Genomic DNA, 15,338 nt, shown 5'->3' on the forward strand with positions numbered 1-15,338 from the left:
CATTACACTCCACTTAATTTAAAAAAGAGAGTTTGCCGCTCTCCTGTAATAAAAATAGACTTAACGCTGCAATCACCAAACTCGGTGCAAAGGGGATATAACGCCCTCGACCACCGCTTAAAAGTAAATAGTGCAGTATGGCTATTATACTGGATATGAGTAACAGATAGGGAAGAAAATATACTGAAATCAATAACGCTAACGAGGGGAATAATAAAACATCACCGAGCCCTAATGCGTTTGTTTTTCCGCTTAAATATAACAAAAGATAAAGCAATAATCCGGAAACAAAAGCGGTAGAAAAGCTAATCACCGCATCAAAAAGTGCTAGTGAACTTATTTCAAACGCTGCCAACAATAATGCGCAAACCAACAATAAATAACAGTGGATCACAGAAATTCGCTGATATTGATAATCCAATATTGCGACCTGATAACATACGGCGTAAAGCACATAATACAACCACGCTACCCAACTCTTCATCGTTAAAAAATAACAGGCTAGTGCAATCAGTAAGTAGCAAAGAAGATGCAAGCTGCTCTCCACGTTAAAACAAACTGAAGATTTTTCAGACAAAATAGCGTGCTGTTGTTGATGCCAACAGAAAAAAACAACTATCAGTAGTAATAAAACTGCGACAATCATAAAACGACATTACCCATATTAAAAATCGGCAAATACATACCGGCAATAACCACACCAATAATCGAGCCGATTATTAACATTAATATCGGCTCCAATAATTTAGAAAACACCTCCACTTGATTAGATAAATTTTGTTGGCTCTGTTCCGCTAAATAGTGCAACATCTGCACCAAATTGCCGCTATTTTCACCGATAATAATCATCTGTTTTGCCTGATAAGGAATAAATCGACTGCTTAATCCTGCTGAAAATCTTTGCCCTGCCTGCAAACTCTGTAAACATTGCTGTGCTTCAATCGCTAAAATTGATTTTGTTGCTGCTCGGCTTTGTTTATAACTGGATTGAGGTAAAAATGTCGCTAAGCTCTGTTGCAAAGTTATGCCTGAATTTAACATTGAAGAGAGAATGGTATAAAACTGAATTTGTTGTAAATGCAAATAAAGGCGTTTAATTGACGGAATTAGACAAGCCAATTTCAATAATTGCCACCGTAATGAGGGAAACATCAGATAACACCGTCTTAGCATAACAACGCCTACGACAGATACCATCAATAATTGCCACAGATAATTTTGCAAAAATTGAGAACACTGTAATAAAACTTGTGTAACCAACGGTAAGGCGTGCTGTTGTTGATCATATAAATCAGCAAATTTAGGCACAATAAAGAGCAGCAATAACACCGTTAATAACATTGACACCGACAACATCATTAACGGATAAAACATTATTTTTTTCATCTGCTGCCGTAACTTTAGTTGTCGCAATTTATTATCTGCTAATTGTTTCATTACCTTTGCCAATTGTGCGCTGATTTCACCGCTGTATAACAATTGCCACTCCTGTTCCGATAAAAATTGCTTTTCATTTTTTAATGCCGTTGATAATGAAAAACCACTGTTCAATGCGGTTAAGCACCGCCCTATCAGTTGGTATAAAGAGGTTGAATCACAACTTTCCTGTAACATCTGCAACGCCGGTTTCAACGGTATCTCTGCCTGCAACAATAATGCGAACTGCAATAAAAATTCAGCTTGTTTCTCTAATGTTAGTGTGGAGAAAAATTGCCAATTTTTATTTAATGAGGATAAAAAGATCCCTTGTGCAAAAAGGCGTTGACGTGCCTGTTCCCGATCGTCCGCAATCAATACTCCTTTGACGCTATTACCAAATTGATCTTTTCCTTTCCAACGATATTCCGGCATTGTTTTTCTCCATTTTTAGCTGTTCTCCGTCTTGCCGAAGACGCGTTCAACCTCTGCTGTTGTCGTGATCCGTTGCTGTAATTTCAGCTGTGCTGCCGCCAATAATGTCGGATAATCCATTTGAATTTGTTGTTGATAGTAATGTAGCAGTTGATAAACCCCTGTTCGTCCGCGATAACCGTCAACACAATCGCATTGTTGGGATTTATCGCCTTGGCATAAGGTACAGCGTTTGCGAACTAAGCGTTGTGCCACCACCAGCAATAATGAATTTTCCAATTCATGTTGTGCTATTCCCAACTGTTGTAATCGGGAAATTGCACCGATTGCCGTATTGGTATGCAGTGTCGATAACACTAAATGTCCTGTCTGTGCCGCGCGTAATGCTATCTCTGCCGTTTCCTGATCTCGAATTTCCCCAACCATAATGACATCCGGATCTTGGCGTAAAAAACTCCGCAATAATGTCGCAAAAGTTAACCCGATTGCGGCATTTGCTTGGGTCTGAATAATACCGTTTAATTGCAGTTCTATCGGATCTTCCGCCGTAAGAATGTGGCGACTTTCCTGATTTAAAAAATATAAACCGCTATATAATGTCAAACTTTTACCACTTCCGGTCGGTCCGGTAACCAAGATTAATCCTTGCGGTTGAGATAACGCTTGCCGGAACAGCATAGCCTGCTCGTTTGTCATTCCCAGTTCGGTAAAATCATCAAACACCGGTGTGTTAGGTTGCAATCGTAATACGATTTTTTCACCATATTGTGTCGGTAGAGAAGATAACCGAATATCTAATGTTTCACCGAATGCGGTTTTAAAACGAAAACGACCATCCTGCGGCAAGCGTAATTCGTTAATATCCAGTTTTGCCAATAATTTTAGGCGTGAGTTTAAGCGTTGACCTATTGACAATGTCAGCACCTGATGCCGTTGTAATACGCCGTCAATTCTAAAACGGATCTGGAACTCCTGACGTAACGGCTCAAGATGAATATCAGAAACGGAATATTGCAAACCTGATTCCAATAATTGATTGAATAGTTGAATAATCGGCTCTTGTGCATCAACTTCCGCAATTTCATCCGATTTTGCGACAACATCATTTTGCTGATAACTATGCAGTTGTGATTCTTGCACTTGATTTGTCGCCGTTCCGGGTTGCAGCTGCTGTAATAACTGTTTCAGTGCAGTTTGTCCGATTGCAACCGGCTCAATCTGTTTGCCGGAAAGAAAAGCAAAGGTCTCGCAAGCTGCTAAATTATCGAAAGACTCAACCGCTAACCATAACTGTTGCACTTGTTCCTGCAACGGTACCGCTAAATAACGCAATAACAGTTCATATTGCTGTTGATTCTTCTGCCATTGCAATTCTGAAATTTCAAACAACTGCTCCGAATCCAATGCCTTTACACAATAGCCCATTTTCGCTGCTCCCTAATTAATTTGCAGAAGTATTGCTACAAAATCCTGCCGGAAACAGCCCATTATCACCGTTACAAGTTACACTCCAATCAATTAATTCACCGTTATTGCCATCACTTGGTGTCATCGTATAACTGATGTTCTCCAGACTGGATTTACCGGAAACAGAAATAACACCGGCAGCCACATTAACCTCTTTAAGATATTTAAATTTATCCATATTAGACGGCTTCGCCTGAATGCCGTTTTGACCGGCGTTACAGCTTGCTTTACTCTTAGTGTTATAAATACAGAGCTCAACTTCCGCCTTATAGGGTGAAGAGGCTTGAATCAATTCTGATATTGCCGCCTTTTTGGTGTAATTTTGATAAGAGGGAATGGCAATGGTTGCCAACACGGCAATAATCGCAATGACGATCATCAATTCAATTAAAGTAAATCCGGCATAATTCGCCTTTAGTTGTTCACGTTTTTTCATATCAGCTCCTCGCAAAAAAATTTGCTAAAAAATGACAAAAACAGCTTCATTAGCCCAGAAACTCGTTAAAATATTGTGATACTGATCGAAAAAAGAGAATTTTTATGTACAAAATAATAGATGGTACGCTACAAAATGCGGTACAAATTCCTTCACCGCATTTTGATCAGCGCCCCGATGTTAATGATATTTCATTGCTGGTGATTCACTATATCAGCCTACCGCCGGAACAATTTAGCGGCGATTTTATTGATGATTTCTTTCAAGGGAAATTAGACCCTTCGCTTCACCCCTATTTTGCCGAAATTTATCAGCAACGGGTTTCCGCGCACTGTTTAATCAGACGAAACGGTGAAATTAAACAGTATGTTAATTTTAATCAACGTGCGTGGCACGCCGGCTTGTCTTCGTTTCAAGGGCGTGAAAAATGTAATGATTTTGCCATTGGAATTGAGTTGGAGGGGAGCAATAATCAACCCTTTACTGAACAACAATATTGCACTTTGGCTGAAGTCACTGCTGCCATTATGCAAACTTACCCGTTAATTACGCCCGATCGGATTGTTGGCCATTGCGATATTTCGCCCGGTCGTAAGATCGATCCCGGTCAATATTTCAACTGGCATTATTACCGACAAAAATTGAGCTATATCAAATAATCACGTGATTTACCTCATTTAAGTAATTAAAGCCTGCGTTATACGGGCTTATACTGCCGCCAACGATTTATCAGAGAGGTACGAATATGGAAAATCCATTTGATGCACACTGGTCATCGAAAGGTAATACCCTTTGTTTAGGGCATTGGGAAATTACTTATCAAGGCAAACCGATTACTTTGCCGGAAGAGAAACGCGAACACGATATGGGTACACGCGGAATCTACAATTTTATCGATCCGGAAGATGAGCTTTATCTCGAAGGATTGGATGAAAATGACTGGATTTTAGAAAATATTGAATGGTTAACCGATGTTTTTATTCAGGAAGATATTCCGATTGAAGAACAAAATATGCGCTTTTTTTATCAAGCCGTAAATAAAGATGATTGGCGTTGCGGCAGCTGTGGCGGTTGTATTTAAATCACAGTTGATATTCGAGAAGCGAAAAAACCGCAAAAGCATTTCGATTCTCGAATATTCTTGTTTATAATGACCGCCATTTAGTCAATTTTGCTCAAGCCTATTTTTATGCTTTCTCAGTTAGAACAATATTTTTCTCATTTACGCCATTATTTAAAACACAAAACACATCAAACTTCTCGTCTTTCCCGCAAAAGTATTGAATTTATCTGTTTACTGTTTGGTGCACTCTTAGTGGCGCTTGTTTCTTGGGGTTTTGCAAAACTGGTTGAACTTGGATTAGAACTTAATACCTTTTTAGTCAACCTTGATCCAATAGTTGCCTGGATTTTACTTCCTTTCGGCATTGCAGCACTTGCGTGGTTTACCCAAAAATTTACGCCTTATGTTGCCGGTAGCGGTATCCCACAAGTTATCGCTTCTATTGCTTTACCGCACGGCAAGCCTAAAGAAACATTGGTACATTTTGCTCAAACCGTCTGGAAAATTCCGCTCACCTTTTTGGCAATGTGTTGCGGCGCATCCGTCGGGCGTGAAGGGCCTTCGGTACAGGTGGGCGCGGCAGTAATGTTATCTTGGGGGAAATTCTGTCGCAAATATAATTTGGCATTTAAAGGCTTGAGTTATAACGAATTAATTGCTACCGGTGCTGCCGGCGGTTTGGCAGCTGCATTTAATGCCCCCTTGGCAGGGGTTATTTTTGCCATTGAAGAGATTGGAAGAGGCACGCCGTTACGTTGGGAACGTCGTGTATTATTAGGTGTTCTTGCCGCCGGTTTTATGCTGGTACTGATTCAAGGGAATAACCCTTACTTTCCGCAATATCGCGGTGCCGACAGCGTACAAAATATTGTGCTATGGTTACTGATTAGTGCCGTTATCTGCGGTTTCTTCGGTGGTTTATTCGCGCGTCTATTAGGTAAAGGGCTTGCTGCTTATTTACCTGCATTTATGCGTGGCTTTGTGCGCCGCCATCCTATCATTGTCGCCTTTATACTCGGTCTATTATTAGCGGCGCTTGGCACATTCACCAATCATCAAACATATGGCACCGGCTATGCGGTGGTTACTCAAGCGTTAAACGATCAGGCTTTAGATGATTCTGTCGGCATTGCTAAACTGTTTGCCACTGTCTTTACTTACTGGTCCGGAATTGCCGGCGGGATTTTTACACCGGCATTAACCACCGGTGCTGCAATCGGCAGCAACATTTGGCATTTGAGCGGCGGTATCGTTGATCAACGTTTTTTAGTGTTATTATCTATGGCAGCTTTTTTAGCTGCGGCAACACAATCACCGGTGACCGCCAGTGTGATTGTAATGGAAATGACAGGAAGTCAGCCCGAATTAGTCTGGCTGCTCAGTACCAGCTTAATGGCTTCCATCGTGTCACGCCAAATTTGCCCTAAACCGTTTTATCATTTTGCGGCGGGACGCTTCCGTCAACGTATTCAAGAACAATTTAATCAACAACAGAAAACCAATGACAACAACACAAATTGATTTTTATCGTGGGCGATTTTCTGTCGCCCCAATGCTGGATTGGACCACACGTCACTGCCGTTTTTTTCATCGACAATTCAGTCGTCATACTTTGCTGTACACCGAAATGGTCACCGCACCGGCGATCATTTATGCTAAATATGATCATCTGCTTTATCATCCGCAAGAATTGCCGTTAGCACTACAATTAGGCGGCAGCGATCCGCAACAACTGGCGGATTGTGCCGCACTTGCCGAGCAGCGTGGTTATAGTGAAGTTAACTTGAATGTCGGTTGCCCATCAGACCGCGTGCAAAACGGTTTCTTCGGTGCCTGTCTAATGGCGAAAGCGGACTTAGTGGCACAATGTATTGACGCAATGCAGCAACGCATCAATATTCCGGTCACGGTTAAAACCCGAATCGGCATTGATGATCTCGACAGTTATGAATTTCTTTGTGATTTTGTTGAAAAAATCGCTGCAGTCGGTTGTCAGGATTTTATTATTCACGCCAGAAAAGCGTGGCTTTCCGGATTAAGCCCGAAAGAAAATCGAGAAATTCCACCGCTTGATTACGCACGTGTTTATCAATTAAAACGGGATTTTCCACAACTGAAAATTGCGATCAACGGCGGCGTAAAAACGATTGAAGAGATACAACAGCATCTACAATATGTCGATGGCGTAATGGTTGGGCGTGAGGCTTATCAAAATCCGCAATTATTGGGATATATTGATCAAGCGTTGTTTGATCCGAATGCAGCAATCGTTACCCCATTAGAAGCGGTTGAAAAAATGTTTCCTTATATTGAACGGGAATTACAGCAAGGCGTGCCGTTGGGAGCAATCACACGTCATATGCTGGGTGCATTCCAAAATCAACGCGGTGCAAGACAATGGCGACGTTATTTAAGCGAAAATGCACATAAAACCGGCGCCGGTATCGAAGTGGTTGAAAAGGCGCTGTCTTTCGTGCAATAGCGGTAATAAGTAATTGCATTGATTTGCCTTTTCTTACTAAAAATAACGTAGAATGAACAGGCTTTTGAATTTGAGTCATTCAGATCAAAAATAAGTGATAACGCAATCAACTTCACGACAAAATAGTGGTAAAGTAAATGAGGTTTTTCTAAGAGAAATGCTCTTATCTACTCGAAATTAGCTAGCAAAGAAGGAGAAAAATATGGCAACTCGCCGAGAATTAGCAAACGCAATTCGTTTTTTAAGTATGGATGCAGTGCAAAAAGCAAAATCAGGGCACCCGGGTGCGCCTATGGGAATGGCGGATATCGCCGAAGTTTTATGGCGTGATTTTTTATCTCATAATCCAAACAACCCGAAATGGGTTAATCGTGACCGCTTTGTGCTTTCCAACGGTCACGGCTCAATGTTGATTTATAGTTTGTTACACTTAACCGGTTACGACCTTTCTATCGACGATTTAAAACAGTTCCGTCAATTACACTCTAAAACGCCGGGGCACCCTGAATATGGTTATGCACCGGGTGTCGAAACCACCACTGGGCCATTGGGGCAGGGCATTACTAATGCTGTCGGTATGGCGATTGCCGAAAAAACCTTAGCCGGTCAATTTAACCGTCCGGGACACGATGTAATTGACCACTATACTTATGTTTTCTTGGGCGACGGCTGCTTAATGGAAGGTGTTTCTCACGAAGCCTGCTCTCTTGCCGGTACTTTAGGTTTGGGTAAATTAATTGCGTTCTACGATGACAACAATATCTCAATCGACGGTCACGTTGACGGTTGGTTTACCGATGATACCCAAAAACGTTTTGAAGCTTACGGCTGGCACGTCATTCCTGCAGTAGACGGTCATAATTCCGCTGAAATCAAAGCGGCGATTGAAGCAGCAAAAGCGGAAACCTCAAAACCGACATTAATTATCTGTAAAACCATTATCGGTTATGGCTCACCAAATAAAGCCAATTCTCACGACAGTCACGGTGCGCCGCTAGGAGAGGAAGAAATTGCATTAACCCGTAAGAATTTAGGTTGGAACTATGCACCATTTGAAATTCCAGCTGAAATTTATGCGGAATGGGATGCCAAACCACAAGGCGCAGAAAGAGAAGCGGAATGGCAACAACGCTTTGCTGCTTATCAATCAGCGTATCCAGAATTGGCAGCTGAATTATCACGTCGTTTAGCCGGCGAATTACCGGCAGATTGGAAAGCGCAATCTCAAGCCTTTATCGAAAAATTGCAAGCCAATCCGGCGACTATCGCCAGCCGTAAAGCCTCACAAAATGCGATTGAAGCCTATGCCAAAATTCTGCCTGAATTTTTAGGCGGTTCTGCTGACTTAGCGGGTTCAAACTTAACCTTATGGTCGGGTTCTAAACCATTACGAGCCAATGTGATTGATGGAAACTATATTAACTACGGTGTGCGTGAATTCGGGATGTCCGCCATTATGAACGGCATTGCTCTACACGGTGGATTTATTCCTTACGGTGCCACTTTCCTAATGTTTATGGAATATGCGCATAATGCAGTGCGTATGGCAGCGTTAATGAAACAACGTGTGCTTTTTGTTTACACCCACGACTCCATTGGTTTAGGGGAAGATGGGCCAACCCATCAACCGGTAGAACAAACGGCAACATTACGTTTAATTCCGAATTTAGAAACTTGGCGCCCGTGTGACCAAGTGGAATCTGCGATTGCGTGGCAAGCAGCGGTTGAACGCACTGCAGGCCCAAGTGCATTAATTTTCACTCGTCAAAACTTAACACAAATGGAACGTAACGCCCAACAACTTGCCGATGTTAGACGCGGTGCTTATGTCTTAAAAGATTGTGAAGGTACGCCCGAATTAATCTTTATTGCAACCGGTTCAGAAGTGGAATTGGCAGTGAAAGCAGCGGAACAATTAACCGCAGAAGGTCACAAAGTACGTGTTGTATCTATGCCAAGCACCAATGTTTTCGATAAACAGGGTGCCGCTTATAAAGAAAGCGTATTACCAAGCAGTGTCAACAAACGCGTTGCTATTGAAGCCGGTATTGCCGATTTCTGGTATAAATACGTTGGTTTAGAAGGTCGTATTGTCGGAATGAATCGTTTCGGTGAATCTGCACCGGCAGGCGAGTTATTCAAACTCTTCGGTTTCACTGTGGATAATGTTGTCGCTAAAGCAAAAGAAATTCTATAACTTTGCTGTTGTGATTTGATATTGAACACTCCTCCATTAGTCAATAAATAGTGGGGGAGTTTTTATTTGCAAACATCTTGTCATTTTCTACTCAATTAAAAATAGACCGCTTACATATCTCTCTTTTATTTTGTTTTGGGTAACATAAAAATAACAATTTTCTGAAATTTCTCATTGCCTATCTGTTGCCATTGTCAAAATTTCGCTGTAAAGTAATCGACCATTAGTCGGGGTGCTGTTTAACAGCTGAGAAAATACCCGTTGAACCTGATCCAGTTAGCACTGACGTAGGAAACTAATTATGCAACATTTACACTTTTTATCTATTCCCATTTCCTTTCTGATTTTTACTCATTACCGCTATTTATCATTCATTCGCTGATATTGGGTTATCAATAATGAATGCGGTAGAAATCCGACAATTAACCTTGTCATTTGCTGACAAGCCGCTGTTTGTCGACTTTAATTTTGATATTGCCCACGCTCGTTGGAGTGCTGTTCTCGGGCGTTCCGGTGTGGGTAAATCGACTTTATTGCGTGTCATTGCCGGATTGGAACAAAACGCACTGAAATCAGGAAAAATCACATTTAAACATTGCCTGAACCATCAGCAAAAAATTGCATTTATGGCACAAAATGACGGCTTGTTTCCTTGGTTATCCGTTTTAGATAACGTGCAGCTGGCACAGCATTTACAAGGCACAAAAAATCAAGCAAGCCGCCAACAAGCGTTATCTCTACTGGAGCAAGTGCAATTAGCAGATTATCAGCATAAGCCTTGTTATCAACTTTCCGGCGGCCAACGGCAACGTGTAGCATTGGCGAGAACGCTAATGCAATCTTCCGATTTAATCTTAATGGATGAACCTTTTTCCGCTTTAGATGTGGTTACACGCCAACAGCTCTATCAACTTGCAACCACCTTATTAGCCGGGAAAACGGTCCTATTGGTCACACACGATCCGCAAGAAGCATTACAGCTATGTGATGATATTTTTGTGCTGCAAAAACAAACTGATCGTATTGTTCTCTCACATAAAGTTTCAGCCGTTGTTCATTCACCGCAACAACCGCAATTTTGGCAGTTATACCAACAGTTATTCTCTCTTTTGCAGGAGGAATCTTAATGTATTCGCTATCCTCACTGTTAAAAACTGCGCTGCTCTGTCTATTTTTATTAGCATTATGGCAAGGCGCAATTCTTGTTTGGAATTTACCGCACTATCTGTTGCCGACACCGTCCGATGTGTTCCAACAGCTCGCTTCTCGGCATCAGCTGTTGTGGCAGCACACAATGGTTACGTTATTGGAAATTTTTCTTGGCTTGTTTCTTGGCTTTATTTTCGGTTTGTTTTCCGCCATTTTGCTCTCTATATCCAATCGGATTGCTACTTTTTTATTGCCGTTACTACTGATCTCGCAAGCTATTCCTGTTTTTGCTATCGCACCTCTGTTGGTGTTGTGGCTCGGTTATGGATTGGCTTCAAAGGTCGCAATGACAATTCTAATTATCTATTTTCCGGTTACCGCCGCCTGTTATGACGGCTTGAGAAATACGCCGAAGATTTGGTTGGAACTGGCACAAACCATGCAAATTACTCGTTGGCAAATGCTGTTTAAAGTTCGTCTACCGGCAGCATTACCTGCGCTTGCATCCGGTTTACGCATAGCCGTTTCCATTGCACCGATTGGCGCAGTCATCGGCGAATGGGTCGGGGCAAATCAAGGTTTAGGCTATCTAATGCTACACGCCAACGCACGTATGCAGGTTGATTTAATGTTTTCTGCCCTGTTTTTATTAATGTTAATCACGCTACTGCTCTTTTTTATTACCGATAAATTACTGCGTCGCGCCTTACCTTGGGTGACGCAATTACGTTAAGGAGAAATAATGTCAATTACACAGCGATTTATGCAACAGGCTCAACCCTATTGGCAACATTACGTTGAACATCCTTTTGTGCAACAGCTTGACAACGGCACATTACCGCTCGCCTCATTTCAACATTATCTGATTCAAGATTATCACTATTTACTGCATTACAGCCGTGCTTTAGCGTTGGCGATGTATAAATCTCACCGCTTTGCGCAACTTACTGCTTTTAATCAAGATTTGCAGCATATTTTGGCAGAAGTGCAATTACATATTCATTATTGCCAACAATGGCAAATTTCTAAATCTGAGCTGGACAATACACCGGAATCGCCGGCTTGTGTAGCTTATACCCGTTATATGCTTGATTGCGGTTTACAAGGCGGTTTAGCTGAACTTTATACTGCCATTGCGCCTTGCGCTTTAGGCTATGCAGAAATCGGTAAACGGCTAGCGGCTGTACCACAGGCGAAAAATAATCCTTATCAGACTTGGATTGATACCTATGCCGCCAAGGAGTTTCAAGCTGCCGCCAATGCTATTGCTCAACAGCTGGAACAACTTTGCGCCGGCATTTCTCCACAACAACAGCAAAATTTGCAGCATATTTTTACCACCGCTACCCGAATGGAAATTGCCTTTTGGCAAATGGGGTTGGATCGTTCATAACATTAATCAGAGGAAATCTTATGAAAATTCGTCTATTTTTTACTGCATTTTTACTCTCATTTTTTGCTTGGTTTGCGCAAGCTGAAAAATTAAGTTTACAACTGGATTGGTTCGTTAACCCTGATCACGCGGCTCTCATTGTGGCGCAACAGAAAGGATTTTTTGCAAAAAATGGAATTGAGGTGGAAATCATTGAACCTGCCGATCCCTCTATACCACCAAAATTAGTGGCTGCCGGCAAAAGTGATTTAGCTGTCGGTTATCAACCACAACTTTATTTAGATGTCGATCAAGGCTTGCCTTTGGTGCGTATAGCCACATTAATCGCAACGCCATTAAACAGTATCGTTGCCTTAAAAGAGAGCAATATCAAAACATTAGCCGATTTTAAAGGCAAAAAAATCGGTTATTCGGTCAGTGGTTTTGAAGAGGTTTTACTCGGCACAATGCTGAAATCCGCCGGCGTTAATCCGAATGAAGTGGAAAAAATCAATGTAAATTGGTCATTATCACCGGCATTGATGAGCAAACAGGTGGATGGTGTAGTCGGTGCATTTCGTAATTTTGAACTTAATCAGCTGAGTTTAGAAAAACAACAGGGAATCGCTTTTTATCCGGAAGAACACGGTGTGCCAATCTATGATGAATTGATTTTATTAGCCAATAAAAACAAATTAGACAACCCTCAATATCAAGCAAAACTCTCCGCTTTTCTCACTGCTATTGAACAGGCGACCGTTTATATCAGCAATCATCCGCAAGAGGCGTGGCAAACATTTATGAGCTATAAACCGCAAGAATTGGATAACGCGCTGAATCGTGCAGCGTGGCAAGATACTTTGCCGCGTTTAAGTTTAATGCCGCGTGCATTGGATCAACACCGTTACCAAACAATGGCGGAATTTATGCACCAACAAGGATTAATTAAAAAAGTACCGCTTTTATCCGATTATGCACGTCAAATTAAGTAGAAAGGAAATAATATGAACTTCAATTTATTAGAAAAAATTCACCAAACCAATCCTTTAATCCATAACATCACCAACATTGTGGTGGCAAACTATGTAGCGAATGGACTATTAGCCTTGGGTGCATCGCCGATTATGGCGGATGCCGAAGAAGAAATGGCGGATCTTGCCCAATTTAGTGCTGCCTTGGTGATTAACATTGGTACGCTCGATCCTTTCAAAGTGAAAGCTATGCTGGCGGCTGGCAAAGCAGCAAATAAAGTTGGCATTCCTGTGGTGCTTGATCCTGTGGGCGTGGGTGCAACACAGTATCGCAAGGACGTGGTGGCTGAATTGCTGAGCAAGGTAAAATTCACCGCTATTCGTGGCAATACAGGGGAAATCGCCCAGCTAGCAGGAGTGAATTGGGCGGCGAAAGGCGTGGACGCAGGGCAAGGCGAAGGCGATGTAAAACAAATTGCCAAACTGGCTGCGCAACGTCATCAATGTGTTGTGGCAGTAAGCGGTGCGGTAGATTACATCAGCGATGGTGTGCAAGTGGCTGCCATTGATAACGGTACGCCAATGTTTCCTAAAATCACGGGCTCAGGTTGTTTGCTTGGCGCGGTGTTAGGGGCTTTTTTAGCGGTCGACCCGAACCAACCTTTTAATGCAGTAGTGCAAGCCAGTACGGCCTATGCAGTGGCAGGGCAACTGGCTGCGAAAGATTTAGGAAGCACAAAATACGGGCAATTTTACACCGCACTTTTAGATCAGCTTGGCGAGCTAAGTGATCAACAAGTGGCACAATTCGCACAGGTTCGCATAGAAAAATAAGGAGCAACAATGACGCATATTGCACAAGCCCTGACCATTGCCGGCTCAGACAGCGGCGGCGGTGCGGGTATTCAAGCAGATCTGAAAACCTTTCAAATGCGTAATGTATTTGGAATGAGCGTGATTACCGCTGTTACTGCACAAAACACCTTAGGCGTAACCGATATTCATTTAATCCCCCTTAGCACCATTGAAGCGCAACTCAAGGCAATTGTGGCAGATTTCACGCCCAATGCGGTAAAAATTGGTATGCTCGGCACGGCTGAAATTATCCAAACCGTGGCCACTTTTTTGCGTCAGCACCCATTTGCGAATGTGGTTATCGATCCGGTGATGATCGCCAAAGGGGGCGCAAGTTTATTGGAGCAATCGGCAATTCAAGCGATGCGTGAGCAACTATTGCCTTTAGCCGATGTACTAACGCCAAATCTGCCTGAAGCAGAAGCCTTAACAGGATTGAAAGCTGAAGATCAGCACAGTATTACGCAAATTGCTGAACATTTACAACAAATGGGCGCAAAAACCGTGATTATAAAAGGTGGCCATCAGCAAAATAGCGAAAGTGCGCTATGCCAAGATTTTATTTTCACGCCGACAGAATCTTTTGTCTTGGAAAGCCCACGTTTTAACACGCCGCATACCCACGGCACAGGCTGCACTTTTTCCGCTTGCTTAACAGCTGAACTTGCCAAAGGGCAATCTTTGGAGCAAGCCTGCAAAACTGCCAAAGCCTTTATTACCAGCGCCATCACGCACCCTTTAAATATCGGACACGGACAAGGCCCAACCAATCACTGGGCTTATTCACAGGAGCAAAAAAATGGATAAATCAATTTTACGCTGTTATTTAGTGGCAGGTACGCAAGATTGTCGTCATCTACCACAATATGATGCAAGTCAGCCACAACAAACCTTATTAGCTCGTTTAGAACAGGCGTTAAAGGCTGGCATTACTTGTTATCAATTTCGTGAAAAAGGGCAATTTTCCTTGCAAGATCCACAACAAATTGAGCAACTTGCCCGCCAATGCCAACATTTATGTAAACAATATAATGTGCCTTTTATTATCAATAATGATGTTCAACTCGCAGAAAAATTGCACGCAGACGGCATTCACGTTGGGCAAAAAGATTTTGCTGTGGATAAGCTCGCTCAACAAATTCAAGGCAAAATGCTCATTGGTTTATCCGTAAATACCTTACAACAAGCGCAGCAACACAATGCTTTCAATGGCGTGGATTATTATGGCTGCGGTCCAATTTTCCCGACGTTTTCCAAAGCGGACGCTGCGCCAGATGTGGGGATCAACTTTGTGCAATTTTTGCGTGAACAAGGCATCAATAAGCCTTTGGTCGCTATTGGCGGCATTAGAACCGAACACGTTGCTGCGCTTTTACAAGCCGGTGCAGACGGCGTTGCGGTGATTTCCACCATTATGCAGTCAGCCAATATAACAGCGACTGTCAAACAGATTTTAAATGCATAAAAAATGGGGCTTACCGCCCCATAAATACTC

Annotated in this window: 16 protein-coding genes and 1 riboswitch; of the genes, 12 read left to right on the forward strand and 4 right to left on the reverse strand. The window is 42.4% G+C overall.

The window, feature by feature from the left end; genetic code table 11:
* Positions 1-13 precede the first annotated feature (13 nt).
* Genes P375_RS02270 through ppdD form a run of 4 tightly spaced genes read right to left on the reverse strand, consistent with a single transcriptional unit; the run spans position 14 to position 3,754 of the window.
* A complete protein-coding gene (locus tag P375_RS02270; protein ID WP_245176410.1) occupies positions 14-646 on the reverse strand; it encodes a prepilin peptidase in 633 nt (210 codons plus the stop codon).
* Entirely contained in the window at positions 643-1,851 is a 1,209-nt protein-coding gene (locus P375_RS02275) for a type II secretion system F family protein (protein ID WP_039133895.1), read from the reverse strand. Before P375_RS02275 ends, P375_RS02270 begins: the two co-directional genes overlap by 4 nt.
* A 15-nt stretch (positions 1,852-1,866) precedes the next feature.
* Entirely contained in the window at positions 1,867-3,276 is a 1,410-nt protein-coding gene (locus P375_RS02280; protein WP_039133898.1) for a GspE/PulE family protein, read from the reverse strand.
* A gap of 16 nt (positions 3,277-3,292) precedes the next feature.
* Entirely contained in the window at positions 3,293-3,754 is a 462-nt protein-coding gene (gene ppdD / locus P375_RS02285; RefSeq protein WP_039133901.1) for a prepilin peptidase-dependent pilin, read from the reverse strand.
* Positions 3,755-3,858: 104 nt separating this feature from the next.
* Here ppdD and ampD point away from each other — a divergent pair, with 104 nt between their 5' ends.
* The 12 genes from ampD (at position 3,859) to thiE (ending at position 15,308) form a co-directional block, all read left to right on the forward strand.
* Positions 3,859-4,413 carry a 1,6-anhydro-N-acetylmuramyl-L-alanine amidase AmpD gene (gene ampD, locus P375_RS02290; RefSeq protein WP_018345909.1) on the forward strand — a complete coding sequence of 185 codons (555 nt, stop codon included), beginning with the start codon at positions 3,859-3,861 and terminating at the stop codon, positions 4,411-4,413.
* An 86-nt stretch (positions 4,414-4,499) separates the two neighbouring features.
* Positions 4,500-4,835: a hypothetical protein gene (locus tag P375_RS02295; protein ID WP_013746603.1), complete on the forward strand. Its 336-nt coding sequence runs from the start codon at positions 4,500-4,502 to the stop codon at positions 4,833-4,835.
* Positions 4,836-4,943: 108 nt separating this feature from the next.
* Positions 4,944-6,338 carry a chloride channel protein gene (locus P375_RS02300; RefSeq protein WP_039133904.1) on the forward strand — a complete coding sequence of 465 codons (1,395 nt, stop codon included), beginning with the start codon at positions 4,944-4,946 and terminating at the stop codon, positions 6,336-6,338.
* Positions 6,319-7,299 (forward strand): tRNA dihydrouridine(20/20a) synthase DusA, encoded by a 981-nt coding sequence (gene dusA, locus P375_RS02305; RefSeq protein ID WP_039133907.1) that lies wholly within the window; start codon positions 6,319-6,321, stop codon positions 7,297-7,299. The genes P375_RS02300 and dusA overlap by 20 nt, the downstream gene beginning before the upstream one ends.
* Before the next feature lie 202 nt (positions 7,300-7,501).
* Complete coding sequence (tkt, locus tag P375_RS02310) at positions 7,502-9,496, forward strand: transketolase (RefSeq protein WP_039133912.1); 1,995 nt, start codon at positions 7,502-7,504, stop codon at positions 9,494-9,496.
* 218 nt (positions 9,497-9,714) lie between these two features.
* Positions 9,715-9,807, forward strand: a riboswitch (TPP riboswitch).
* 87 nt (positions 9,808-9,894) lie between these two features.
* Positions 9,895-10,623: an ABC transporter ATP-binding protein gene (locus tag P375_RS02315; RefSeq protein ID WP_039133915.1), complete on the forward strand. Its 729-nt coding sequence runs from the start codon at positions 9,895-9,897 to the stop codon at positions 10,621-10,623.
* Positions 10,623-11,378, forward strand: coding sequence for an ABC transporter permease (locus P375_RS02320; RefSeq protein ID WP_039133918.1), 756 nt, complete (start codon positions 10,623-10,625; stop codon positions 11,376-11,378). The genes P375_RS02315 and P375_RS02320 overlap by 1 nt, the downstream gene beginning before the upstream one ends.
* Before the next feature lie 15 nt (positions 11,379-11,393).
* Positions 11,394-12,038 carry a thiaminase II gene (gene tenA, locus P375_RS02325; protein WP_209434797.1) on the forward strand — a complete coding sequence of 215 codons (645 nt, stop codon included), beginning with the start codon at positions 11,394-11,396 and terminating at the stop codon, positions 12,036-12,038.
* Positions 12,039-12,058: 20 nt separating this feature from the next.
* Complete coding sequence (locus P375_RS02330; protein WP_039133924.1) at positions 12,059-13,009, forward strand: ABC transporter substrate-binding protein; 951 nt, start codon at positions 12,059-12,061, stop codon at positions 13,007-13,009.
* Positions 13,010-13,021: 12 nt separating this feature from the next.
* Complete coding sequence (gene thiM / locus P375_RS02335; RefSeq protein ID WP_039133927.1) at positions 13,022-13,822, forward strand: hydroxyethylthiazole kinase; 801 nt, start codon at positions 13,022-13,024, stop codon at positions 13,820-13,822.
* 9 nt (positions 13,823-13,831) lie between these two features.
* Positions 13,832-14,650 (forward strand): bifunctional hydroxymethylpyrimidine kinase/phosphomethylpyrimidine kinase, encoded by an 819-nt coding sequence (gene thiD / locus P375_RS02340; protein WP_039133930.1) that lies wholly within the window; start codon positions 13,832-13,834, stop codon positions 14,648-14,650.
* Entirely contained in the window at positions 14,643-15,308 is a 666-nt protein-coding gene (gene thiE, locus P375_RS02345; RefSeq protein ID WP_039133932.1) for a thiamine phosphate synthase, read from the forward strand. The genes thiD and thiE overlap by 8 nt, the downstream gene beginning before the upstream one ends.
* The last annotated feature ends 30 nt before the right edge of the window (positions 15,309-15,338 follow it).

This window comes from Gallibacterium genomosp. 2 (assembly GCF_000771895.1).
Classification (GTDB): Bacteria; Pseudomonadota; Gammaproteobacteria; order Enterobacterales; family Pasteurellaceae; genus Gallibacterium.